This is a genomic window from Pseudomonas sp. SO81 (assembly GCF_030374125.1).
In the GTDB taxonomy this organism is placed as follows: domain Bacteria; phylum Pseudomonadota; class Gammaproteobacteria; order Pseudomonadales; family Pseudomonadaceae; genus Aquipseudomonas.
Genome location: NZ_CP126126.1, coordinates 1,733,443 through 1,754,062, shown reverse-complemented (window position 1 = coordinate 1,754,062; position 20,620 = coordinate 1,733,443). Strand labels below are relative to the sequence as shown.

The 20,620-nt window shown below is 66.9% G+C and carries 20 protein-coding genes; 9 read left to right on the top strand and 11 right to left on the bottom strand.

The window, feature by feature from the left end:
• Position 1: 1 nt before the first annotated feature.
• Positions 2-1,453: an Asp-tRNA(Asn)/Glu-tRNA(Gln) amidotransferase subunit GatA gene (gene gatA / locus OH686_RS08475; RefSeq protein WP_289537716.1), complete on the bottom strand. Its 1,452-nt coding sequence runs from the start codon at positions 1,451-1,453 to the stop codon at positions 2-4.
• A gap of 16 nt (positions 1,454-1,469) precedes the next feature.
• Entirely contained in the window at positions 1,470-1,757 is a 288-nt protein-coding gene (gatC, locus tag OH686_RS08470) for an Asp-tRNA(Asn)/Glu-tRNA(Gln) amidotransferase subunit GatC (protein WP_289537715.1), read from the bottom strand.
• Between the two features lie 218 nt (positions 1,758-1,975).
• Here gatC and mreB point away from each other — a divergent pair, with 218 nt between their 5' ends.
• The 8 genes from mreB (at position 1,976) to tldD (ending at position 12,991) form a co-directional block, all read left to right on the top strand.
• A complete protein-coding gene (gene mreB / locus OH686_RS08465; RefSeq protein WP_021701292.1) occupies positions 1,976-3,013 on the top strand; it encodes a rod shape-determining protein MreB in 1,038 nt (345 codons plus the stop codon).
• Positions 3,014-3,141: 128 nt separating this feature from the next.
• Complete coding sequence (gene mreC / locus OH686_RS08460) at positions 3,142-4,125, top strand: rod shape-determining protein MreC (RefSeq protein ID WP_502942782.1); 984 nt, start codon at positions 3,142-3,144, stop codon at positions 4,123-4,125.
• Positions 4,125-4,613, top strand: coding sequence for a rod shape-determining protein MreD (gene mreD, locus OH686_RS08455; protein ID WP_289537712.1), 489 nt, complete (start codon positions 4,125-4,127; stop codon positions 4,611-4,613). The genes mreC and mreD overlap by 1 nt, the downstream gene beginning before the upstream one ends.
• A 71-nt stretch (positions 4,614-4,684) precedes the next feature.
• Positions 4,685-5,290, top strand: a complete 606-nt coding sequence (locus OH686_RS08450; RefSeq protein WP_289537710.1) for a Maf family protein — start codon at positions 4,685-4,687, stop codon at positions 5,288-5,290.
• A gap of 48 nt (positions 5,291-5,338) precedes the next feature.
• Entirely contained in the window at positions 5,339-6,796 is a 1,458-nt protein-coding gene (gene rng / locus OH686_RS08445; protein WP_289537708.1) for a ribonuclease G, read from the top strand.
• A complete protein-coding gene (locus tag OH686_RS08440) occupies positions 6,797-10,636 on the top strand; it encodes a YhdP family protein (protein ID WP_289537706.1) in 3,840 nt (1,279 codons plus the stop codon).
• 46 nt (positions 10,637-10,682) lie between these two features.
• On the top strand, positions 10,683-11,537 hold the full coding sequence (locus tag OH686_RS08435) for a carbon-nitrogen hydrolase family protein (protein ID WP_289537704.1): 855 nt from the start codon (positions 10,683-10,685) through the stop codon (positions 11,535-11,537).
• A complete protein-coding gene (gene tldD / locus OH686_RS08430; RefSeq protein WP_137974953.1) occupies positions 11,534-12,991 on the top strand; it encodes a metalloprotease TldD in 1,458 nt (485 codons plus the stop codon). The genes OH686_RS08435 and tldD overlap by 4 nt, the downstream gene beginning before the upstream one ends.
• A gap of 49 nt (positions 12,992-13,040) precedes the next feature.
• Here tldD and yjgA read toward each other — a convergent pair whose 3' ends face one another.
• Positions 13,041-13,562, bottom strand: coding sequence for a ribosome biogenesis factor YjgA (gene yjgA, locus OH686_RS08425; RefSeq protein ID WP_192400245.1), 522 nt, complete (start codon positions 13,560-13,562; stop codon positions 13,041-13,043).
• A gap of 89 nt (positions 13,563-13,651) precedes the next feature.
• On the opposite strand from yjgA, the gene pmbA reads away from it, so the two are divergent.
• Positions 13,652-14,998: a metalloprotease PmbA gene (gene pmbA, locus OH686_RS08420; RefSeq protein ID WP_289537700.1), complete on the top strand. Its 1,347-nt coding sequence runs from the start codon at positions 13,652-13,654 to the stop codon at positions 14,996-14,998.
• Between the two features lie 54 nt (positions 14,999-15,052).
• On the opposite strand, the gene OH686_RS08415 is transcribed toward pmbA, so the two are convergent.
• The 8 genes from OH686_RS08415 to lptC form a co-directional block, all read right to left on the bottom strand.
• Entirely contained in the window at positions 15,053-15,325 is a 273-nt protein-coding gene (locus OH686_RS08415) for an HPr family phosphocarrier protein (protein ID WP_137974950.1), read from the bottom strand.
• Between the two features lie 8 nt (positions 15,326-15,333).
• Positions 15,334-16,191, bottom strand: a complete 858-nt coding sequence (gene rapZ / locus OH686_RS08410; RefSeq protein ID WP_289537698.1) for an RNase adapter RapZ — start codon at positions 16,189-16,191, stop codon at positions 15,334-15,336.
• A 14-nt stretch (positions 16,192-16,205) separates the two neighbouring features.
• Complete coding sequence (gene ptsN / locus OH686_RS08405) at positions 16,206-16,670, bottom strand: PTS IIA-like nitrogen regulatory protein PtsN (protein WP_289537696.1); 465 nt, start codon at positions 16,668-16,670, stop codon at positions 16,206-16,208.
• A gap of 13 nt (positions 16,671-16,683) precedes the next feature.
• Positions 16,684-16,992, bottom strand: coding sequence for a ribosome hibernation-promoting factor, HPF/YfiA family (gene hpf / locus OH686_RS08400; protein WP_021701305.1), 309 nt, complete (start codon positions 16,990-16,992; stop codon positions 16,684-16,686).
• Between the two features lie 157 nt (positions 16,993-17,149).
• A complete protein-coding gene (locus OH686_RS08395; protein ID WP_289537691.1) occupies positions 17,150-18,652 on the bottom strand; it encodes an RNA polymerase factor sigma-54 in 1,503 nt (500 codons plus the stop codon).
• A gap of 141 nt (positions 18,653-18,793) precedes the next feature.
• Positions 18,794-19,519 carry an LPS export ABC transporter ATP-binding protein gene (gene lptB, locus OH686_RS08390; protein ID WP_289537689.1) on the bottom strand — a complete coding sequence of 242 codons (726 nt, stop codon included), beginning with the start codon at positions 19,517-19,519 and terminating at the stop codon, positions 18,794-18,796.
• On the bottom strand, positions 19,519-20,064 hold the full coding sequence (gene lptA / locus OH686_RS08385) for a lipopolysaccharide transport periplasmic protein LptA (protein ID WP_137974945.1): 546 nt from the start codon (positions 20,062-20,064) through the stop codon (positions 19,519-19,521). Before lptA ends, lptB begins: the two co-directional genes overlap by 1 nt.
• Positions 20,051-20,620, bottom strand: coding sequence for an LPS export ABC transporter periplasmic protein LptC (gene lptC, locus OH686_RS08380; RefSeq protein ID WP_289537687.1), 570 nt, complete (start codon positions 20,618-20,620; stop codon positions 20,051-20,053). Before lptC ends, lptA begins: the two co-directional genes overlap by 14 nt.

Here is a 20,620-nt window from a genome sequence, read left to right as displayed (position 1 = left end):
CTCAGAAGCCGCTCGGTGCTTGTTTGTGCCAGTCGCTGACCTGCTGATACTGGTGCGCGACATTCAGCAGGCGACCTTCCTGGAAGTAGTTGCCGAGCAACTGCACGCCGACCGGCAGACCGTCGACGAAACCGGCGGGCATCGACAGGCCGGGGATGCCGGCCAGGTTGGCGGTGATGGTGTAGATGTCTTCCAGATATTCGGCGACCGGGTCGTTGTTCTTCGCGCCGATCTTCCAGGCCAGGTTCGGCGTGGTCGGGCCGAGGATCACGTCGACCTCGTTGAAGGCTGCGACGAAGTCGTTCTTGATCAGGCGGCGAATCTGCTGGGCCTTGATGTAGTAGGCGTCGTAGTAACCGGCGGACAGTGCATAGGTGCCGACCATGATGCGGCGCTTCACTTCCGCGCCGAAGCCTTCGCCACGCGAGCGCTTGTACAGGTCCTGCAGGTCCTTGGGGTTCTCGCAGCGGTAGCCGAAGCGCACGCCGTCGAAACGCGACAGGTTGGAGCTGGCTTCCGCCGGGGCGATCACGTAGTAGGCCGGGATGGCGTGCTGCATATTCGGCAGCGAGATGTCCTTGACCGTGGCGCCGAGCTTTTTCAGCTCATCGACCACCGCCATGACCTTCGCGCCGATGCGGGCGTCGAGGCCAGCGCCGAAGTATTCCTTGGACAGGCCGATGCGCAGGCCGGCCAGCGGCTGGCTCAGGGCGGCCAGGTAGTCATCCACCGGCTGATCGACGCAGGTGCTGTCCTTCGGGTCGAAACCGGCCATGGCGCCCAGCAGCAGGGCGCAGTCCTCGGCGGTGCGGGCCAGCGGGCCGCCCTGATCGAGGCTGGAGGCGTAGGCGATCATGCCCCAGCGCGATACGCGGCCGTAGGTGGGCTTGATCCCGGTGAGGTTGGTCAGCGCGGCCGGCTGGCGGATCGAGCCGCCTGTGTCGGTGCCGGTGGCGGCCGGCAGCAGGCGCGCGGCCACGGCGGCGGCACTGCCGCCGGAGGAACCGCCCGGTACGCGGGAGGTGTCCCAGGGGTTCTTCACCGGGCCGTAGTGGCTGGATTCGTTGGCCGAGCCCATGGCGAACTCGTCCATATTCAGCTTGCCCAGGGTCACGGTGCCGGTGGCGGCCAGCTTGTCGACCACCGTGGCGTCGTAGGGCGCCTTGAAGCCGGTGAGGATCTTCGAGCCGCAGCTGGTCAGCACGCCCTTGGTGCAGAACAGGTCCTTGTGGCCGATCGGCGCGCCGAGCAGGGCGCCGTCTTCACCACTGGCGCGGCGTGCGTCGGCGGCCTTGGCCTGCTCCAGCGCCAGATCGGCGGTCACGGTAATAAAGCTGTTCAGTTGCGGGTCGAGCTGCTGGATACGGGCCAGCAGGGCGCCGGTCAGCTCGACGGAGGAGAAGGTCTTGTCCTTCAGGCCGCGGGCGATCTCGGCCAGGGTCAGTTGATGCATGGGGAACCCTTTCCTTTTATTCGATGACTTTCGGCACGAGGTAGAGGCCGCTTTCCACGGCCGGGGCGATGGCCTGGTAGGCGTCGCGCTGATTTTTTTCGGTGACGGCGTCGGCGCGCAGGCGCTGGGTGGCATCCAGCGGGTGGGCCAGGGGTTCGATGCCGCTGGTATCGACCGCCTGCATGGCGTCGATCAGGCCCAGGATGTTGTTGAGGGTCGCAGTGGTTTGCGGAATATCGCCTTCGTTCAGGCCCAGGCGGGCCAGGTGGGCGATCTTTTCCACGTCGGAGCGTTCGAGCGCCATCGTGATTCTCCAAGAAGCAGGCGGGTGACCGGGCGGAAGCAGGCGGGGAACGGATGCCGCATGGGGCGGTCAGATGCCGCGATTTGGGGCCCTAAAGGCCCGGAAAAGCAGGCAATTTAGCACAGACGCCGCCTTGCCCAAAAGGTCGCTCATTGATAGAGTTTGCCGCACTTTTTTACCCAGCGTTTTCATCGCGCTCTGTCTAGGGCTTCTTTCTCATGTTCAAGAAACTGCGTGGCATGTTTTCCAGCGATCTGTCGATCGACCTGGGCACCGCCAATACCCTGATCTATGTCCGCGAGCGTGGCATCGTCCTCAACGAGCCGTCTGTGGTCGCCATTCGTAGCAGTGGCAACCAGAAGTCCGTGGTCGCCGTGGGCACCGAGGCCAAGCGCATGCTCGGCCGTACCCCGGGCAACATTTCCGCGATCCGCCCGATGAAAGACGGCGTGATCGCCGACTTCAGCGTCTGCGAGAAGATGCTGCAATACTTCATCAACAAGGTTCACGAGAACAGCTTCCTGCAGCCTTCGCCGCGTGTGCTGATCTGCGTGCCGTGCAAATCCACCCAGGTCGAGCGCCGCGCCATTCGCGAATCCGCCCTCGGCGCCGGTGCCCGTGAAGTGTTCCTGATCGAAGAGCCGATGGCCGCTGCCATCGGTGCCGGCCTGCCGGTCGAAGAGGCCCGCGGGTCGATGGTCGTCGATATCGGCGGCGGCACCACCGAAATCGCCCTGATCTCACTGAACGGCGTGGTCTACGCCGAATCCGTGCGCGTCGGCGGCGACCGCTTCGACGAAGCCATCATCACCTACGTGCGCCGCAACTACGGCTCGCTGATCGGCGAATCCACCGCCGAGCGCATCAAGCAGGAAATCGGCACCGCCTATGCCGGCGGCGACGTGCGCGAGGTCGACGTGCGTGGCCGCAACCTGGCCGAAGGCGTACCGCGCAGCTTCACCCTCAACTCCAACGAAGTGCTGGAGGCTCTGCAGGAGTCCCTGGCGACCATCGTCCAGGCCGTGAAGAGCGCTCTGGAGCAATCCCCGCCCGAGCTGGCCTCGGACATCGCCGAGCGCGGCCTGGTACTGACCGGTGGTGGCGCCCTGCTGCGCGACTTGGACAAGCTGCTGGCCCAGGAAACCGGCCTGCCGGTGATCGTTGCCGAAGACCCGCTGACCTGCGTGGCGCGCGGCGGTGGTCGTGCCCTGGAGATGATGGATCGTCACTCCATGGACCTGCTGTCCACCGAGTGAGCCTGAAGTGGTAAGCCGAAGCCGGAAGCTGGTCCTTCCGGCTTTGTGTTTTCTAGCCGTCAGCTGAAAGGGGATTCGCCATCAAACCGCTATTCGCCAAGGGACCGTCGCTGGGCGTACGACTGCTGGTGCTGGTCGTGCTGTCGGCCGTGCTGATGGTGGTGGATGCGCGTTTCGAGGTGCTGCAGCCGCTGCGCACCCAGGTCGGCCTGATCACCGAGCCGGCCTATCGCATCGCCCGCCTGCCGGTCACACTCTGGGAGGATGCGACCCAGCAGCTCACCAGCCGCAGCGAGCTGATGGCCGAGAACGAGAAGCTCAAGGCCGAGTCGCTGCTGATGCAGGGTCGCCTGCAGAAGCTGGCCACCCTCACCGAGCAGAACGTGCGCCTGCGCGAGTTGCTCAACTCCGCCGCCCTGGTGGACGAGCGGGTGCTGGTCACCGAGCTGATCGGCGTCGACCCCAACCCCTTCACCCATCGCATCCTGATCGACAAGGGCGAGAAGGATGGCGTATTCCTCGGCCAGCCGGTGCTCGATGCCCGCGGCCTGATGGGCCAGGTGGTCGAGGTGATGCCCTATACCGCCCGCGTGCTGCTGCTCACCGACACCAACCACAGCATTCCGGTGCAGGTGAACCGCAACGGCCTGCGTGCCATCGCCGCCGGCACCGGCAACCCGGAGCGCCTGGAACTGCGCCACGTGGCCGACACCGCGGATATCAAGGAAGGCGATCTGCTGGTCAGCTCCGGCATGGGCCAGCGCTTCCCGGCCGGTTACCCGGTGGCCACGGTCAACGAAGTGGTGCACGACTCCGGTCAGCCCTTCGCCATCGTCCGCGCCGTGCCTACCGCCGCCCTCAATCGCAGCCGCTACATGCTGCTGGTATTCACCGACGGGCGGACCGCCGAGCAGCGCGCCACCGAGGCCGCCGAGGCGCAGGAAGCCGCCGACCGCGAGGCCGCCGACAGCCAGGCCAAGCCCGGGGCACAGCCGGCCCCAGCCGCCGTGCCGCCGCAGGGCGCGCCGAGCGGCACGGCGCCGGCGCAACCCACGGCCACCCCGGCGCCTGCAGCACCCGCCGCTCCGGCCGTCGAACGGGAGAGTCAGTGATGGTCCAGGTCAAGGCACGCAACAGCTGGATCATCTGGGCCAGCCTGGCGCTCGCCCTGCTGCTCAGCGTGGGGCCCATGCCGCAGTTCATGGAGATCGGCCGCCCGTTGTGGCTGGCGCTGTTCCTGTCCTACTGGGTGCTGGCCGTGCCGCACCGCATCGGCATGATCGGCGCCTGGTGCATGGGCCTGGTGGAGGACGTGCTGTTCGGTTCGCTGCTCGGGCAGAACGCGCTGATCCTGACCCTGATCATCTTCCTGGTGCTGTCCCTGCAGCGCCGCCTGCAGATGTTCCCCATGTGGCAGCAGAGCCTGGTGCTGCTGGTAGTGTTCGGCATCGCCCAGCTGGTGCAGCTGTGGCTCAACGCGCTGACCGGCAACCGCCCGCCGACCCTGGCCTTCGTCCTGCCGGCACTGATCAGTGCCTTGCTCTGGCCCTGGGTGTTCGCCATCCTGCGTGGGCTGCAACAACGCTTCGCCGTCCATTGAGTCCGGCCCGGACTGGTTCCGGGCGGGTTCCGCTTCATCCTCCACTCCACCCCTGACAGGGAGATGTCTGCATGGCCAAGCTGCACCTGGCCTCGGGTTCCCCCCGCCGGCGCGAGCTGCTGGCGCAGATCGGTGTGTCCTTCGTCACGCTGAGCGCCTCGATTGACGAGACGGCATTGCCTGATGAACCCGCCGAGCGCTATGTAGAGCGCCTGGCGCGGGAAAAGGCGCAGGCCGGGCTGGCTGCCTTGGCCGCCGCCGCAGATTGCGTGGTGCTGGGCGCCGACACCAGTGTGGTGCTCGACGGGCGTATTCTCGGCAAGCCGGAGAGTCGCGCCGAGGCGCTGGCCACCCTGGCGGCGCTGTCCGGGCGCGAGCATCAGGTGCTGACCGCCGTGGCCCTGGCCAGCGCCGGGCGCATCGAATCGCGGGTGGTGACCAGCCGGGTGCGTTTCCGCCCATTGCGTGCGGGCGAGGCCGAGGCCTACTGGGACACCGGCGAACCGTGCGACAAGGCGGGCAGCTATGGTATTCAGGGACTGGCGGCGGTGTTCGTCAGCCAGATCGAGGGCAGCTATTCGGCCGTGGTCGGCCTGCCGCTGTGCGAAACCGCGCAGCTGCTCGAGGAATTCGGGATTCCCTGCTGGCAGGCCTTACCTGCCGGCCCAAACAGTTAGAGTGGCTGCGGCCCCTGGCCAGCAGTCGCGACGCGCAGAGTAGGACGCATGAGCGAAGAGATCCTGATCAACATCACGCCGATGGAGTCGCGCGTGGCGGTGGTGGAAAACGGCGTGCTGCAGGAAGTGCACGTCGAGCGCACGCAGAAGCGTGGCATCGTCGGCAATATCTATAAAGGCAAGGTGGTGCGGGTGCTGCCGGGGATGCAGGCGGCCTTCGTCGACATCGGCCTGGAGCGCGCCGCCTTCATCCATGCGGCGGAGATTTCCACCCGCGAAGGCAGCGCGGTGGAATCAATCGGCGCGCTGGTCCACGAGGGCCAGAGCCTGGTGGTGCAGGTGACCAAGGACCCGATCGGTACCAAGGGCGCGCGCCTGACCACCCACCTGTCCATTCCCTCGCGTTACCTGGTCTACATGCCGCGTACCGCGCACGTCGGCATCTCGCTGAAGATCGAGGACGAGGCCGAGCGCGAGCGCCTCAAGCAGGTGGTGGCCGACTGCGTCGCCGCCGAAGGCATCGAGGAAGCCGGCGGCTTTATCCTCAGAACCGCCGCGGATGGCGCCGGCGCCGACGAAATCCTCGCCGACATCCGCTACCTGCGTCGCCTGTGGGAGCAGATCGCCGCGCAGATGAAGACCGCGCCGACCCCCTCGGTGATCTACGAGGACCTGTCCCTGGCCCTGCGCACCCTGCGCGACCTGGTCAATCCGAAGATCGAGAAGATCCGCGTCGACTCGCGGGAGACCTTCGGCAAGATCACCCAGTTCGTCGATGAGCTGATGCCTGAGGTCGCCGATCGCCTGGAGCACTACCCCGGCGAGCGGCCGATCTTCGACCTGTACGGCGTCGAGGACGAGATCCAGCGCGCCCTGGAGCGCAAGGTGCCGCTCAAATCCGGCGGCTACCTGATCGTCGACCCGGCCGAGGCGATGACCACCATCGACGTCAACACCGGCGCCTTCGTCGGCCACCGCACCCTCGAAGAGACCATCTTCAAGACCAACCTCGAGGCGGCCACCGCCATCGCCCGCCAGCTGCGCCTGCGTAACCTGGGCGGGATCATCATCATCGACTTCATCGACATGGAAGATGAAGAACACCAGCGCCAGGTGCTGCGCACCCTGGAGAAGCAGCTGGAGCGCGACCACGCCAAGACCAACATCATCGGCATTACCGAGCTGGGCCTGGTGCAGATGACCCGCAAGCGCACCCGCGAGAGCCTCGAACAGGTGCTGTGCGAGCCGTGCAGCTGCTGCCAGGGCCGCGGCAAGCTGAAGACTCCCGAGACCATCTGCTACGAGATCTTCCGCGAGATCCTGCGCGAGGCCCGCGCCTACCAGGCCGAGGGCTACCTGGTGCTGGCCGAGCAGAAGGTGGTCGACCGCCTGCTCGACGAGGAATCGGGCAATGTCGCCGATCTGGAGGCCTTCATCGGCCGGCCCATCAAGTTCCAGGTGGAGAGCATGTATTCCCAGGAGCAGTACGACGTGGTGCTGCTCTGAATGAACTTCCTCGCTAGCCTGCTGAACAGGCCGCTGCGCTGGGGTCTGGGCCTGTGCGCGCTGGTGCTGGTGCTGGCCGCGCTGTACGTCAGCCTGGGCCGCGAGCTGGTGCCGCTGGTGGCCGAGTACCGCGACGAAGTCGAGGCCAAGGCCGCCACCGCGCTGAACATGCCGCTCGCCATCGGCAGCCTGGAGGGCGGCTGGCGTGGCCTGGCGCCGGTACTCACGGCCCATGACGTGCTGGTCGGCGAAGGCGTCAGTGCCGTGCGTCTGGACCAGGTGCGCGTGGTGCCGGACTTATTGGCCAGCCTGCTGGCGCGCGCGCCGCGCATCGCCAACCTGCAGGTCGAGGGCCTGCAGCTGAGCCTGCGCCAGGATGCCGAGGGACGTTGGGCGGTGGAGGGCCTGCCGCAGCGTCAGCCATCCAAGCCGCTGGACCTCCAGAGGCTGATCGACGGCCTGGGCATGCTCAGCAAGGTCTCTCTGCTCGGCAGCCAGCTGACCTTCGAGCCCTTCGAACAGCCACCGCAGAGCCTCACCTATATCGACCTGACCCTGCGCAGCGGCAGCGTGCGCCAGCGCCTCGATGGCCGCCTGCGCCTGCCCGATGGCCAGCCGCTGGCGTTCAACCTGCGCGTGCGTCTGGATCCTCAGGACTGGCGCGCCAGCAGCGCCGACGCCTACCTCAGCCTGCCGCAGAGCGACTGGGCGACCTGGCTACCCAAGGGCCTGACCCGCGACTGGCAATTGAGCAAGGCCCAGGCCGGCGGCGAGTTCTGGCTGGAGTGGGCGCAGGGGCGGGTGCAGCGCGGCGCTGCCCGCTTGCATGCGCCGGAGATTCGTGGCGCCTACGCCAAGCGCGAGCCGGTGCAGGTCAGCGACCTGGGCCTGAGCGCCTATTTCGAGCGGCGCGTCGATGGTTTCGACCTGCTGGTGGATGCCCTGGTCCTGAGCCTGGGCGAGACCCGCTGGGGCGAGGCGCAGCTGGCCCTGAAGCAGACCCTGGACGCAAATGGCCAGGTCGAGCGCTGGAGCCTGAGCGCCGATCATCTCGACCTGACCCCGCTGACGCCGGTGGTACTGGCCCTGGCGCCGCTGCCGGACAAGGCCGCGGAGATCGTCGGCGCCCTGCGCCCGCGTGGCGCGCTGCGCAACCTGCAGCTGGATTACCTGCCGCAGCTGAGCGACGCCAAACGCGTGCAGTTCTCCAGCAATCTGGATCGCGTCGGCATCGGCGCCTGGCAGGGCGTGCCGGCGGTGGATAACGCCAGCGGCAGCGTGCGCGGCGACCTGGGCAGCGGCGAGGGGCTGGCCGCCAGCGAGAACTTCGGCCTGCACTTCCCCAACCTGTTCCCCGAGATGTGGCGCTACCGCCAGGCCGGCGCCCGCCTGCTGTGGGAGCTCAACGACGAGGGGCTGACCCTGCAGAGTCCCTATCTGCAAGTGGTCGGCGACGAGGGCAGGGTGGCCGGTGACTTCCTGGTGCGCCTGAAGAAGGATCCGGCCCTGGAGGACTACATGGACCTGCGGGTCGGTCTACAGGACGGCGACGCCCTGCAGGCCAAGAAGTACCTGCCGACCCTCTCGCCCGGCCTCAGCCCGGCCCTGGCCCAGTGGTTGAACGAGTCGATCCGCAAGGGCCATATCGACGACGGCTGGTTCCAGTACCAGGGCTCCCTGGCCAAGGGCGCCGAGGATGCCTCGCGCAGCATCAGCCTGTATTTCCTGGTGGACGGCGCCGAGCTGGCCTTCCAGCCCGGCTGGCCGGTGTTGCGCGATGCTCGCGGCGAGGTGCTGATCGAGGACGACGGCGTCGATGTGCGGGTGCCCGAGGCGCGCATTCTCGACAGCCGCGTACGCGACGTGACGGTCAACGTACCCAAGGCGCCTGCGGGGCAATCGCCGCGCCTGGCGCTGGATGGCGAGCTGGACAGCAGCCTGCCCGATGCCCTGAAGATTCTGCAGGAGGCGCCGATCGGCACTGCCGAGATCTTCGCCGGCTGGCAGGGTCAGGGCCCGCTGAGCGGCAAGCTGAAGCTCGACATCCCCTTAGCCAAGGGCCAGAAGCCCCAGGTGCAGGTGGACTTCGCCACCGAGGGCGCACAGCTGCAGATCAGCACGCCCAAGCTGGCGCTGAGCCAGATCAAGGGCGCATTCCGCTTCAATACCGCCACCGGCCTCAGCGCTCCGGATATCCGTGCCCATGCCCTGGGCCACGCCGTGCGCGGCCGGGCCGTGGCCGAAGGGGCGCGCGGCAATGCGCGCACGCGCATCGAGGCCAGCGGCAAGATCGCCCTGGCCCAGCTCACCGGCTGGCTGGGGGTGACCCAGCCGCTGCCACTGAAGGGCGAGATTCCCTACAAGCTCAACCTGGCGCTGGACGGCGGCGACAGCCAGCTGCGCATCGAGTCCGACCTTAAGGGTCTGGCCGTGGAGCTGCCGGCACCCTTCGCCAAGGCCACCGCCGATACGCGTCCCACTACCTGGCGCATGACCCTGCAGGGCAATGAGCGGCGCTACTGGCTGGACCATGGCAGCGTGGCCAGCCTGGCCTTCGCCGCGCCACCGGGGGCGGCGCTGCAGGGGCGTGGCGAGCTGCGCCTGGGCGGTGAGTCGGCCCGCTTGCCATCGGACCAGGGCCTGCGCGTGAACGGGCGCATCGCCGAGCTGGACTGGAGTGCCTGGCAGGCCGTGGCCAAACCACATGCCGGTCTGGCCGGAGATGGCCAGACCCTGCGCTTCTTCCGTGGCGCCGATCTCAACATCGATCGCTTCAGCGGTTTCGGCACCCAGGTCGACAACCTGGCGGTCAAGCTGGCGCGGGCCGAGGCCGGCTGGCAGCTGGGTCTGAAGAGTGCGCTGCTGGAAGGCCAGATCGGCCTGCCGGATGCCAAGGACGCGCCGATCAGCATCGACCTGGCGCGCCTGAGCTTTCCGCCGGCCGAGCCGCGCAAGGCCGACGAGCCATCCGAGCCGGATGCCCCCGACCTGCTGGCCGCCGTCGATCCGCGGCAAATTCCTGCCCTGGACGTGCGCATCGCCAAGGTCATGCAGGGCGATGCGCTGGTCGGCGCCTGGTCACTCAAGGCGCGGCCGACGCCGCAGGGGGTCGACTTCAGCGAGCTGTCGCTCGATCTCAAGGGCCTCAAGCTGGGCGGCAGCGCCGGCTGGCAAGGCGCGCCGGGGGCCAGCTCCAGCTGGTACAAGGGGCGCATCGAGGGCAAGAACCTGGCCGATGTGCTGAGCGCCTGGGGTTACGCGCCCAGCGCCACCAGCGAACGTTTCCGCCTGGATGTGGATGCCAACTGGCCCGGCTCGCCGGCCTGGTTCGGTCTCAAGCGCCTGTCCGGTCGTCTCGACGCCAGCCTGCGCAAGGGCCAGTTCGTCGAGGTGCAGGGCTCGGCCTCGGCCCTGCGCGTGTTCGGCCTGCTCAACTTCAATTCCATCAGCCGCCGTCTGCGCCTGGACTTCTCCGACCTGCTCGGTAAAGGCTTCAGCTACGACACCACCAAGACCCTGCTGGTCGGCCAGAACGGGGTGTTCCAGACCCGCGAGCCGCTGCGCGTGGTCGGCCCGTCCAGCACCCTGGAGCTGGACGGCACCCTGGACATGGCGCGCGATCAGATCGACGCCAAGCTGCTGGTGACCCTGCCGGTGACCAACAACCTGCCGCTGGCGGCGCTGATCGTCGGCGCGCCGGCCGTCGGCGGCGCCCTGTTCGTGGTCGACAAGCTGCTCGGCGACCGAGTGGCGCGCTTCGCCAGCGTGCAGTACAAGGTCAAGGGCCCCTGGCAGAACCCTGAGATCAGCTTCGATAAACCGTTCGAGAAGCCACGTTGAAGCCAGTACCGGCGACTTGCGGTAGCATGCGGGCAAGGAGGCGTTCATGTCCCTCGCCGTAATCCAGATGGTCAGCCAGGACGATGTCCTGGCCAATCTAGCCGCCGCCCGTCGCCTGCTCGAACAGGCGGCCGAGCGCGGTGCGCGTCTCGCCGTGCTGCCGGAAAACTTCGCCGCCATGGGCCGCCGCGACCAGGCCGACCTGGGTCGGGCCGAGGCCGCGGGCACCGGCCCCATCCTGCCCTGGCTGCGCCAGGCCGCCCGTGATCTAGGGTTATGGGTAGTGGCCGGAACCATCCCCCTGCCGCCGGACGCCCGCCCCGAGGCCAAGGCGCATGCCTGTTCGCTGCTGGTCGACGAGCACGGCGAGCGGGTGGCGCGCTACGACAAGCTGCACCTGTTCGACGTGGATGTGGCCGACAGCCGTGGCCGCTACCGCGAGTCCGACGACTACGCTTTCGGCGAGCAGGTGGTGGTGGCCGATACGCCCGTGGGGCGCCTGGGCCTGAGCGTGTGCTACGACCTGCGCTTCCCCGAGCTGTACAGCCGGCTGCGCGAGGCCGGTGCCGAATTGATCAGCGCACCGGCGGCCTTCACCGCCGTTACCGGCGCCGCCCACTGGCAGGTGCTGACCCGCGCCCGCGCCATCGAGACCCAGTGCTACGTGCTGGCGGCGGGGCAGGGCGGTACGCACCCGGGAGGGCGCGAGACCTTCGGCCACTCGGCGATCATCGATCCCTGGGGCCGGGTGCTGGCCGAACAGACGGAAGGCGAAGCGGTACTGCTCGCCGAACGCGATGCCGCCGAGCAGGCGGCCGTGCGCCAGCGCATGCCGGTGGCGCGACACAGACGATTCATTGCGCCGGCCGAGCCCGGTCCGGCGCCCACGGAGCAGTTATGAGCGACATCCTCGGCCGCGTCAGCGGCCACCTGCTGGCCCCCGGCAACCTGACCATCGAGCAGTTGCCAGCGATTCTCGGCGAACTGGCCGGCCCCGGCATCGATGCGGCCGACCTGTACTTCCAGAGCCAGGTCTCCGAGTCCTGGGTGCTGGAGGACGGCATCGTCAAGGAAGGCAGCTTCAACCTCGACCAGGGCGTGGGCGTGCGAGCCCAGTCCGGCGAGAAGACCGGTTTCGCCTACAGCAACGCCATCCATGCCGAGGCCCTGAGCCAGGCGGCCCGCGCCGCCCGCTCGATCGCCCGCGCCGGCCAGCAGGGCCGCGTGCAGGCCTTCGCCAGCCCGGCGGTGGTCGCTTTGTATGGCCAGGACAACCCGCTGGAAGTGCTGGAGCGCGCCGAGAAGGTTGAGCTGCTCAAGCGCATCGACGTGTTCACCCGCACCCTCGACCCGCGCATCAAGCAGGTCACCGTCAGCCTGGCCGGGGTCTGGGACCACGTGCTGGTGGCCGCCAGCGATGGCAGCCTGGGCGCCGACATCCGCCCGCTGGTGCGCTTCAACGTCAGCGTGATCGTCGAGCAGAACGGCCGCCGCGAGCGCGGTGGTCACGGCGGTGGCGGGCGCAGCGACTACCGCTACTTCCTCGAGCAGGACGGCAACGGCGAAGAGCGCGCCATGGGCTATGCCCGCGAGGCGCTGCGCCAGGCCCTGGTCAACCTGGAGGCGGTCCCCGCGCCGGCCGGCACCCTGCCGGTGGTGATGGGTGCCGGCTGGTCCGGCGTGCTGTTGCACGAGGCGGTCGGCCATGGCCTGGAAGGCGACTTCAACCGCAAGGGTAGCTCGGCCTACAGCGGTCGCGTTGGCCAGCCGGTGGCATCCAAGCTGTGCACCATAGTCGACGACGGCACCCTGGCCGGTCGCCGCGGCTCGCTGAGCCTGGACGACGAAGGCACCCGCACCCAGTGCACCACGCTGATCGAGAACGGCGTGCTCAAGGGCTATATGCAGGACAAGCTGAACGCGCGCCTGATGGGTGTGGCGCCGACCGGCAACGGCCGTCGCGAGTCCTACGCGCACCTGCCGATGCCGCGCATGACCAATACCTACATGCTGGCCGGCGAGAGCGACCCGGAAGAGATCATCCGTTCGGTGAAGCGCGGCATCTACTGCGCCAACCTCGGCGGCGGCCAGGTGGATATCACCAGCGGCAAGTTCGTGTTCTCCACCAGCGAGGCCTACCTGATCGAGGACGGCAGGATCACTGCCCCGGTCAAGGGCGCGACACTGATCGGCAATGGTCCGGAGGCGATGAGCAAGGTGTCCATGGTCGGCAACGACCTGGCCCTGGACAGCGGTGTGGGGACCTGCGGCAAGGACGGCCAGTCGGTGCCGGTGGGCGTCGGCCAGCCGACCCTGAAGATCGACGCGATCACCGTGGGGGGCACCGGCGCCTGAGGCGGGCGAGGGGCCTGGCCCGGAGGCAATCCGGGGCGCAGGTAAAGAGTTAACGCAGGCCGCGCTGGACCTCGTCCAGGTCGCGGATGTACTTGAAGATTTTGCGCGCGGCGGCTGGCGGTTTGTTTCGCGCCGCCTCGTGCTGGGCATGGCGGATCAGGCTGCGCAGGTGCTGGCGGTCGGCCTCCGGGTAGTCGACGACGAAGCTCTCCAGGGTGGTGTCGTCACCTGCGACCAGGCGATCGCGCCAGCGCTCGAGGGCGTGGAAGCGTTCGTTGTACTCGCGGGTGGAGCTGTCGACCTGGTCGATCAGGGCGAGGATGCCCTCGATGTCCTGGTCGCGCATGAGCTTGCCGATGAACTGGACGTGGCGCTTCTTGGCGGCATTGGCCGTGTGTTTCGGCGCCTCGGCCAGGGCCTTGCGCAGGCCATCGGTGATCGGCAGCTTGGCGATCAGGTCGGGCTTGAGGGTGGTCAGGCGAGCGCCGAGATCCTGCAGGGCGTGCAGCTCGCGCTTGATCTGGGTCTTGCTCTTCTCGCCGGAGAAGTCTTCGTCGTATGAATCAGCCATGGGGGCGGTCCGGATGGAAACGCCGCCATGATAACCAGTCAGGGAGGGCCTGTCCGCAGCGGACCGGCCGCCCGTCGTTGGAGTGCAACATGAGTTCAGCACAAGCAGTGGGCCCGCAGGCCCTGCCGGATCTGCAGGCGCAGGTCGAGCAGATCATCGCCGAGGCGCGCCGCCAGGGCGCCAGCGCCTGTGAGGTGGCGGTGTCGATGGAGCAGGGTCTGTCCACCACGGTGCGCCAGGGCGAGGTGGAGACGGTCGAGTTCAACCGCGACCAGGGCTTCGGCATCACCCTGTATGTCGGTCAGCGCAAGGGCTCGGCCAGCACCTCCGCCAGTGGCGAGGCGGCGATTCGCGAGACGGTGGCCGCGGCCCTGGCCATCGCCAAGCATGCCTCCGAGGACGATTGCGCCGGCCTCGCCGACGCCGCGCTGATGGCCCGCGAGCTGCCCGAGCTGGACCTCTACCATCCCTGGGCCATCGCGCCTGAACAGGCGGTGGAGCTGGCCCTGGCCTGCGAGGCGGCGGCGTTCGCCACCGACAAGCGCATCAGCAACGCCGACGGCACCAGCCTCAGTACTCACCAGGGCTGCCGGGTCTATGGCAACAGCCATGGCTTTATCGGCGGCTACGCCAGCACCCGCCACAGCCTGAGCTGCGTGATGATCGCCGAAGGCGACGGGCAGATGCAGCGCGACTACTGGTACGACGTCAATCGCCAGGGCGAGCTGCTGGCCGACCCGGCGAAGATCGGCCGCCTGGCCGCCGAGCGCAGCGTGGCGCGGCTCGGTGCGCGTCCCGTGCCGACCTGCGAGGTGCCGGTGCTGTTCGCGCCGGAGCTGGCCACCGGGCTGTTCGGCCACTTCCTCGCCGCCGTTTCCGGCGGCAACCTCTATCGCCACTCCTCGTTCCTCGAAGGCGCGCTGGGCCAGCGCCTGTTCCCCGAGTGGCTGAGCCTCGACGAGCGCCCGCACATTCCGCGCGCCATGGGCAGCGCCACCTTCGACGGCGACGGCCTGGCCACCTATGCCAAGCCCTTCGTCGCCGGTGGCGAGCTGGTGTCCTACATCCTCGGCACCTACTCCGGGCGCAAGCTGGGCATGCCGAGCACGGCCAACTCCGGCGGCGTGCACAACCTGTTCGTCAGCCATGGCAACGAGGATCAGCAGGCGCTGCTCAAGCGCATGGGACGCGGTCTGCTGGTCACCGAACTGATGGGGCAGGGCCTCAACCTGGTCACCGGCGACTACTCGCGCGGCGCCGCCGGTTTCTGGGTGGAGAACGGCGAGATCCAGTTCCCGGTGCAGGAAGTCACCATCGCCGGCAATCTGCGTGACATGTTCAGCCAGATAGTCGCGGTGGGTAGCGACCTGGAGCTGCGTGGCAACATCCGCACCGGCTCGGTGCTGATCGAGCGGATGACCGTCGCCGGCAGCTGAGCCCGCGCGGCTACGAAAAAGGGGCCCGAGGGCCCCTTTTTCATGCGTCGGCGTTTACTCGCCTTCGTCGAACTTGTTGTTGATCAGCTCGACCAGCGCGTCCAGCGCCTCGTCTTCACGCTCGCCTTCGCTGAACAGGTGCAGGTTGGTGCCCTTGCCGGCGGCCAGCATCATCACCGCCATGATGCTCTTGCCGTCCACCTGGCTCTCCGCCGAGCGGCCGACGCGGACCTGGCAGGGGAAGCCACTGGCCACGCCGACGAACTTGGCGGCGGCGCGGGCGTGTAGGCCGAGCTTGTTGATGATGGTGATTTCGCGGGTGGGCATTGCAATCCTTAGCCGAGGTCGCGGTGGCGGACCTGGACGTTCTTCAGTACGGGTTTCAGGGCTTCGCCCAGGCGGTTGGCCAGGTACACCGAGCGATGGTGGCCACCGGTGCAGCCGATGGCGATGGTCACGTAGGAGCGGTTGCTGGCGGCGAAGCGCGGCAGCCACTTGTGCAGGTAGGCCTGGATGTCCTGGTACATCTCCTCCACGTCCGGCTGCGCCGCCAGATACTCGGCTACCGGGGCCTCCAGGCCGGACATGTCGCGCAGGTCCGGCTTCCAGTAGGGGTTGGGCAGGCAGCGCACGTCGAATACCAGGTCGGCATCCACCGGCATGCCGCGCTTGAAACCGAACGATTCGACCAGGAAGGCGGTGCCCGGCTCCGGCTTGTTCAGCAGGCGCAGCTTGAGGGTGTCGCGCAACTGGTAGAGGTTCAGGTGGGTGGTGTCGATCTTCAGGTCGGCCAGGTCGATGATCGGTGCCAGCAGTTGCGCCTCGTCACGAATGGCCTCGGCCAGGGCGCGATCCTCGTTGGTCAGCGGGTGACGCCGCCGGGTCTCGGAGAAGCGCTTGAGCAGGGTGTCCTCGTCGGCATCGAGATACAGCACGTCGCACTGGATATGACGGCTGCGTACTTCGTCGAGCAGTTCGGGGAAGCGCTTGAGCTGGCTGGGCAGGTTGCGTGCGTCCACCGACACGGCGACCTGCGGGTGCAGCAGCTCGGTCTGCAGCAGGGCACGCTCGGCCAGATCCGGCAGCAGGCCGGCGGGCAGGTTGTCGATGCAGTAGAAGCCGTTGTCTTCCAGTACGTCGAGGGCGGTGCTCTTGCCCGAGCCGGAACGTCCGCTGACGATGATCAGACGCATGCCGCCTCCCGTGCTCAGTGGCCGCTCTGAACGTCGACCACGACCTGGTACAGGCTCTCGTTGCTCTGCGCCTGGCGCAGGCGCTCGCGCACCTCACTACGGTCGAGCATGCTGGCGATCTGGCGCAGCAGCTCCAGGTGCTCGTCGGTGGCCGCTTCCGGCACCAGCAGGACGAACAGCAGGTCTACCGGTGCACCGTCGATGGCGTCGAAGTCCACCACCGAGTCCAGGTGCAGCACGGCGCTGATCGGTGCGCTGCAGCCGGACAGGCGGCAGTGGGGAATGGCGATGCCATTACCGAAGCCGGTGGAGCCGAGCTTCTCGCGAGCGATCAGGTTTTCGAAGATGTCCTGGGCGTCCAGATCGGGGAGATCGCGGGCGACCAGGTTGGCAATCTGTTCGAGTACACGTTTCTTGCTGCCTCCCGGCACGTTCACCAGGGAACGTGCGGGAGTCAGGATGGTTTCGAGTCGGATCATCTGGGAGGGGCTGTCAGCGAGCCGTGGCGCCTTGCAGGCGACCCAGCTGCTTTTCCTTGTGCTTGATCAGTTGTCGGTCGAGTTTGTCGGTCAGCAGGTCGATGGCCGCATACATGTCTTCGTGTTCGGCGTTGGCGACGATTTCGCCGCCGGCAATGTGCAGGGTCGCTTCGATCTTCTGCTTCAGCTTCTCGACCTCCATGATGACCTGCACATTGGTGATCTTGTCGAAATGGCGTTCCAGCCGGCTCAACTTCTCGCCGACATAGTCACGCAGAGCGTCGGTCACATCCAGTTGATGTCCACTGATGTTGACTTGCATACCGCTTCTCCTTGTTGCCTGGTGTAAGAGACAGACTAGCTTGCCTGCCGCCGTAACACGTTGGCTGAAAGGGCTGGTGCACTGCGGGCCATGGTCCCCCCATGCAGGGTATCTGGCGCTCGGTACGGTGGTGCAGAAGCCTTCCGCTCAGGGCCGCTTACATCAGTCGCTTGCGTTCGCTGGATGGCGCTATGCCGAGCGATTCACGGTACTTGGCGACAGTGCGGCGGGCTACCTGAATGCCCTGTGCTTCCAGTAAACCAGCGATCTTGCTGTCGCTCAACGGCTTTTTCGCGTTTTCCGCGGCCACCAGTTTCTTGATGATGGCGCGGATCGCGGTGGACGAGCATTCACCGCCCTCGGAGGTGCTGACGTGGCTGGAGAAGAAGTACTTCAGCTCGTAGATGCCACGCGGGGTGTGCATGAATTTCTGCGTGGTGACACGCGAAATGGTCGACTCGTGCATGCCTACCGCCTCGGCGATATCGTGCAGGACCAGGGGCTTCATGGCCTCGTCGCCGTATTCGAGGAAGCCGCGCTGGTGCTCGACGATCTGCGTGGCCACCTTCATCAGCGTCTCGTTGCGGCTCTGCAGGCTCTTGATGAACCAGCGCGCCTCCTGCAGCTGATTGCGCATGAAGGTGTTATCGGCGCTGGAGTCGGCGCGTTTGACGAAGCCGGCGTATTGCGGGTTGACCCGCAGGCGCGGTACCGCTTCCTGGTTGAGTTCCACCAGCCAGCGTTCGTTGTGCTTGCGCACGATCACGTCCGGCACCACGTATTCCGGTTCGCTGGCCTCGATCTGCGAGCCCGGGCGCGGGTTGAGACTCTGGATCAGTTCGATGACCTGGCGCAGCTCGTCCTCTTTCAGCTTCATGCGGCGCATCAGCTGGCTGTAGTCGCGGCTGCCGAGCACGTCGAGGTGATCGCCGGCCAGGCGCTGTGCCTCGGCCAGCCAGGGCGTGCTGGCCGGCAGTTGGCGCAGCTGCAGGAGCAGGCACTCGCGCAGGTCGCGGGCGCCGATGCCGGCGGGCTCGAAATGCTGGATGCGGTGCAGGACGGCTTCGACCTCGTCGGCCTCGATCTCCAGTTCCGGATCGAAGGACTCGACGATCTCGTCGATGGATTCTTCCAGGTAGCCCTGGTTGTTGATGCAGTCGATGATGGTGACGCCGATCAGCTTGTCGGTATCGGACATCGGCACCAGGTTGAGCTGCCACAGCAGGTGGCTCTGCAGGCTTTCGCCGGCGGAGGTGCGGGTGGTGAAGTCCCACTCGTCGTCATCGTTGCTCGGCAGGCTGCTGGCGCTGGTTTGGTAGACGTCTTCCCAGGCGGTGTCGACCGGCAGCTCGCTGGGAATGCGGTCGTGCCATTCGCCGTCTTCGGCGCTCTCGTTGTTGTTTACCGCGACGGTACTGTCCTGGAAGCTCGAGCTGTCCTGCTGGGCAGGGCTGTTCTGCTCGGCGTTGTCGGCCATCGGGTCGGAGTTGTCGAAGTCTTCGCCTTCCTCCTGACGTTCCAACATGGGGTTGGATTCCAGGGCCTCCTGGATTTCCTGCTGCAGGTCCAGGGTGGAGAGCTGGAGGAGACGGATGGCCTGTTGCAGCTGCGGAGTCATCGTCAGCTGCTGGCCCATCTTGAGGACTAGCGACGGTTTCATGGTGTGGGGCTGGGTACCTTGTTCACTTGCCGGCGCGTGGCGCCATCCACTGCAAGGCGGCGAACCGCCCTAGGAAGCAAATTATATGCCTGACCTTGAATGATTCTAGCCCTTTGCGCAAGCCCCGCACGGGGCTCGGGCTCAGAGGCGGAACTCGTGGCCCAGGTAGACTTCCTTGACCAGCTGGTTGGCCAGAATGGTCTCGGCATCGCCCTCGGCGATCAGCTGGCCGTCGTTGACGATATAGGCGGTCTCGCAGATATCCAGGGTCTCGCGCACGTTGTGATCGGTGATCAGCACGCCGATGCCCTTGGCCTTGAGGTGATGGATGATCTGCTTGATATCGCCGACCGAGATCGGGTCCACACCGGCGAAGGGTTCGTCGAGCAGGATGAACTTCGGCTCGGTGGCCAGGGCGCGGGCGATCTCCACGCGGCGACGCTCGCCGCCGGACAGGCTCATGCCGAGACTGTCGCGGATGTGGTTGATGTGGAATTCCTGCAGCAGGGCTTCCAGCGCCTCCTGGCGGCCGGCGCGGTCGAGGTCCTTGCGGGTCTCGAGGATGGCCATGATGTTGTCGGTCACCGACAGCTTGCGGAAGATCGAGGCTTCCTGCGGCAGGTAGCCGATGCCGGAGCGGGCGCGACCATGCATGGGCTGGTGGCTGATGTCCTGGCTGTCGATCAGCACGCGGCCCTGATCGGCCTGGACCAGGCCGACGATCATGTAGAAGCAGGTGGTCTTGCCGGCGCCGTTGGGGCCGAGCAGGCCGACGATCTGGCCGCTGTCGATGGACAGGCTGACGTCGCGGACCACCTGGCGGCCCTTGTAGCTCTTGGCCAGGTGCTGGGCTTTGAGAGTCGCCATTACTGCGCCTGCTCCGGCTGGCCGTTCTTCTTGCGCGGCTGCAGGATCATGTCGATGCGCGGGCGCGGCGTGGAGACATCGCTGCCCGTGGCGCGGCCGGCGTTGACGATCTGGCGCTGGGTGTCGTAGACGATCTTCTCGCCTTCGAAGGTGTTGCCCTGCTGGATCACCTTGGCCTGGTCGATCAGTACGATGCGCTCGTTGCTCGCGTAGTACTGGATAGTCAGGCCATAGGCCTTGACGATGTCCTTGTCGACCGATGGCTTCTGCTCGTAGTAGGCCGGTTTGCCCACCGAGGTGAAGACTTCGATCTCGCCGTTGGCATCCTGAGTGATGGTCACGGTGTCGCCGGTGATCTTCATGGTGCCCTGGGTGATCACCACGCCGCCGCGATACACGGCTACACCTTGCTTGTCATCCAGTTCTGCGCTGTCTGCCTGGACCCGGATCGGTTGTTCGCGGTCGCTGGGCAGGGCCCAGGCGCTGGCGCTTCCGAGCGCGGCGCTCAGGCTGAGCAGTAGGGGGAAGGTTTTAACGAACCTCATGCTGGCCTCTTACGTTGGACAGCAAGTTGATCTTGCCGTCGTTCATGTACGCTTTCATTCCCTGTGCCGTGGTCACCCCATTGGCGGCCTCGATTCTAACGGCTTGCTGGGTCTGCGCATATTCCTCGTCGGGGAATACGGTGACCCGGCTGCTGGTGATCACGGTCGGGCGGTTCTTGGCATCGGTGCGGGCGATGCGCACGTTGTCGATCAGCTCGACCTGCTTGCCCTCCGGCGCCACCTCGCCCTTGTCGCTGCGCACGTGCCACGGGAACTGGGTGCCGCGGTAGAGTTGCAGGTCCGGCTTGTCCAGCAGGGTGATGTCGCTGGCCTTGATGTGTTCCAGCTTGGCGGCGGTCATCTCGTACTGCAGCTTGCCGTCTTCCTGGAACTGCTGGGTGCTGGCGCCGACCACGTAGAAGTCGATGGCGTTGTCGGCCTCGGCGGCCGCCCGGCGCTCCATGAAGCTCTCGGGGCGGACGTTCCAGTAGCCGAGTGCGCCGATCAGGGCGACTGCCAGCAGGCCGATCACGTAGTTGCGCAGTTTGCCGTTCAT

Excerpts from the sequence above, each read along its gene's own strand:
- gatA (WP_289537716.1), bottom strand. The coding sequence starts at position 1,453 with ATGCATCAACTGACCCTGGCCGAGATCGCCCGCGGCCTGAAGGACAAG.
- gatC (WP_289537715.1), bottom strand. The coding sequence starts at position 1,757 with ATGGCGCTCGAACGCTCCGACGTGGAAAAGATCGCCCACCTGGCCCGC.
- mreB (WP_021701292.1), top strand. The coding sequence starts at position 1,976 with ATGTTCAAGAAACTGCGTGGCATGTTTTCCAGCGATCTGTCGATCGAC.
- mreD (WP_289537712.1), top strand. The coding sequence starts at position 4,125 with ATGGTCCAGGTCAAGGCACGCAACAGCTGGATCATCTGGGCCAGCCTG.
- OH686_RS08450 (WP_289537710.1), top strand. The coding sequence starts at position 4,685 with ATGGCCAAGCTGCACCTGGCCTCGGGTTCCCCCCGCCGGCGCGAGCTG.
- rng (WP_289537708.1), top strand. The coding sequence starts at position 5,339 with ATGAGCGAAGAGATCCTGATCAACATCACGCCGATGGAGTCGCGCGTG.
- OH686_RS08440 (WP_289537706.1), top strand. The coding sequence starts at position 6,797 with ATGAACTTCCTCGCTAGCCTGCTGAACAGGCCGCTGCGCTGGGGTCTG.
- OH686_RS08435 (WP_289537704.1), top strand. The coding sequence starts at position 10,683 with ATGTCCCTCGCCGTAATCCAGATGGTCAGCCAGGACGATGTCCTGGCC.
- tldD (WP_137974953.1), top strand. The coding sequence starts at position 11,534 with ATGAGCGACATCCTCGGCCGCGTCAGCGGCCACCTGCTGGCCCCCGGC.
- yjgA (WP_192400245.1), bottom strand. The coding sequence starts at position 13,562 with ATGGCTGATTCATACGACGAAGACTTCTCCGGCGAGAAGAGCAAGACC.
- pmbA (WP_289537700.1), top strand. The coding sequence starts at position 13,652 with ATGAGTTCAGCACAAGCAGTGGGCCCGCAGGCCCTGCCGGATCTGCAG.
- OH686_RS08415 (WP_137974950.1), bottom strand. The coding sequence starts at position 15,325 with ATGCCCACCCGCGAAATCACCATCATCAACAAGCTCGGCCTACACGCC.
- rapZ (WP_289537698.1), bottom strand. The coding sequence starts at position 16,191 with ATGCGTCTGATCATCGTCAGCGGACGTTCCGGCTCGGGCAAGAGCACC.
- ptsN (WP_289537696.1), bottom strand. The coding sequence starts at position 16,670 with ATGATCCGACTCGAAACCATCCTGACTCCCGCACGTTCCCTGGTGAAC.
- hpf (WP_021701305.1), bottom strand. The coding sequence starts at position 16,992 with ATGCAAGTCAACATCAGTGGACATCAACTGGATGTGACCGACGCTCTG.
- OH686_RS08395 (WP_289537691.1), bottom strand. The coding sequence starts at position 18,652 with ATGAAACCGTCGCTAGTCCTCAAGATGGGCCAGCAGCTGACGATGACT.
- lptB (WP_289537689.1), bottom strand. The coding sequence starts at position 19,519 with ATGGCGACTCTCAAAGCCCAGCACCTGGCCAAGAGCTACAAGGGCCGC.
- lptA (WP_137974945.1), bottom strand. The coding sequence starts at position 20,064 with ATGAGGTTCGTTAAAACCTTCCCCCTACTGCTCAGCCTGAGCGCCGCG.
- lptC (WP_289537687.1), bottom strand. The coding sequence starts at position 20,620 with ATGAACGGCAAACTGCGCAACTACGTGATCGGCCTGCTGGCAGTCGCC.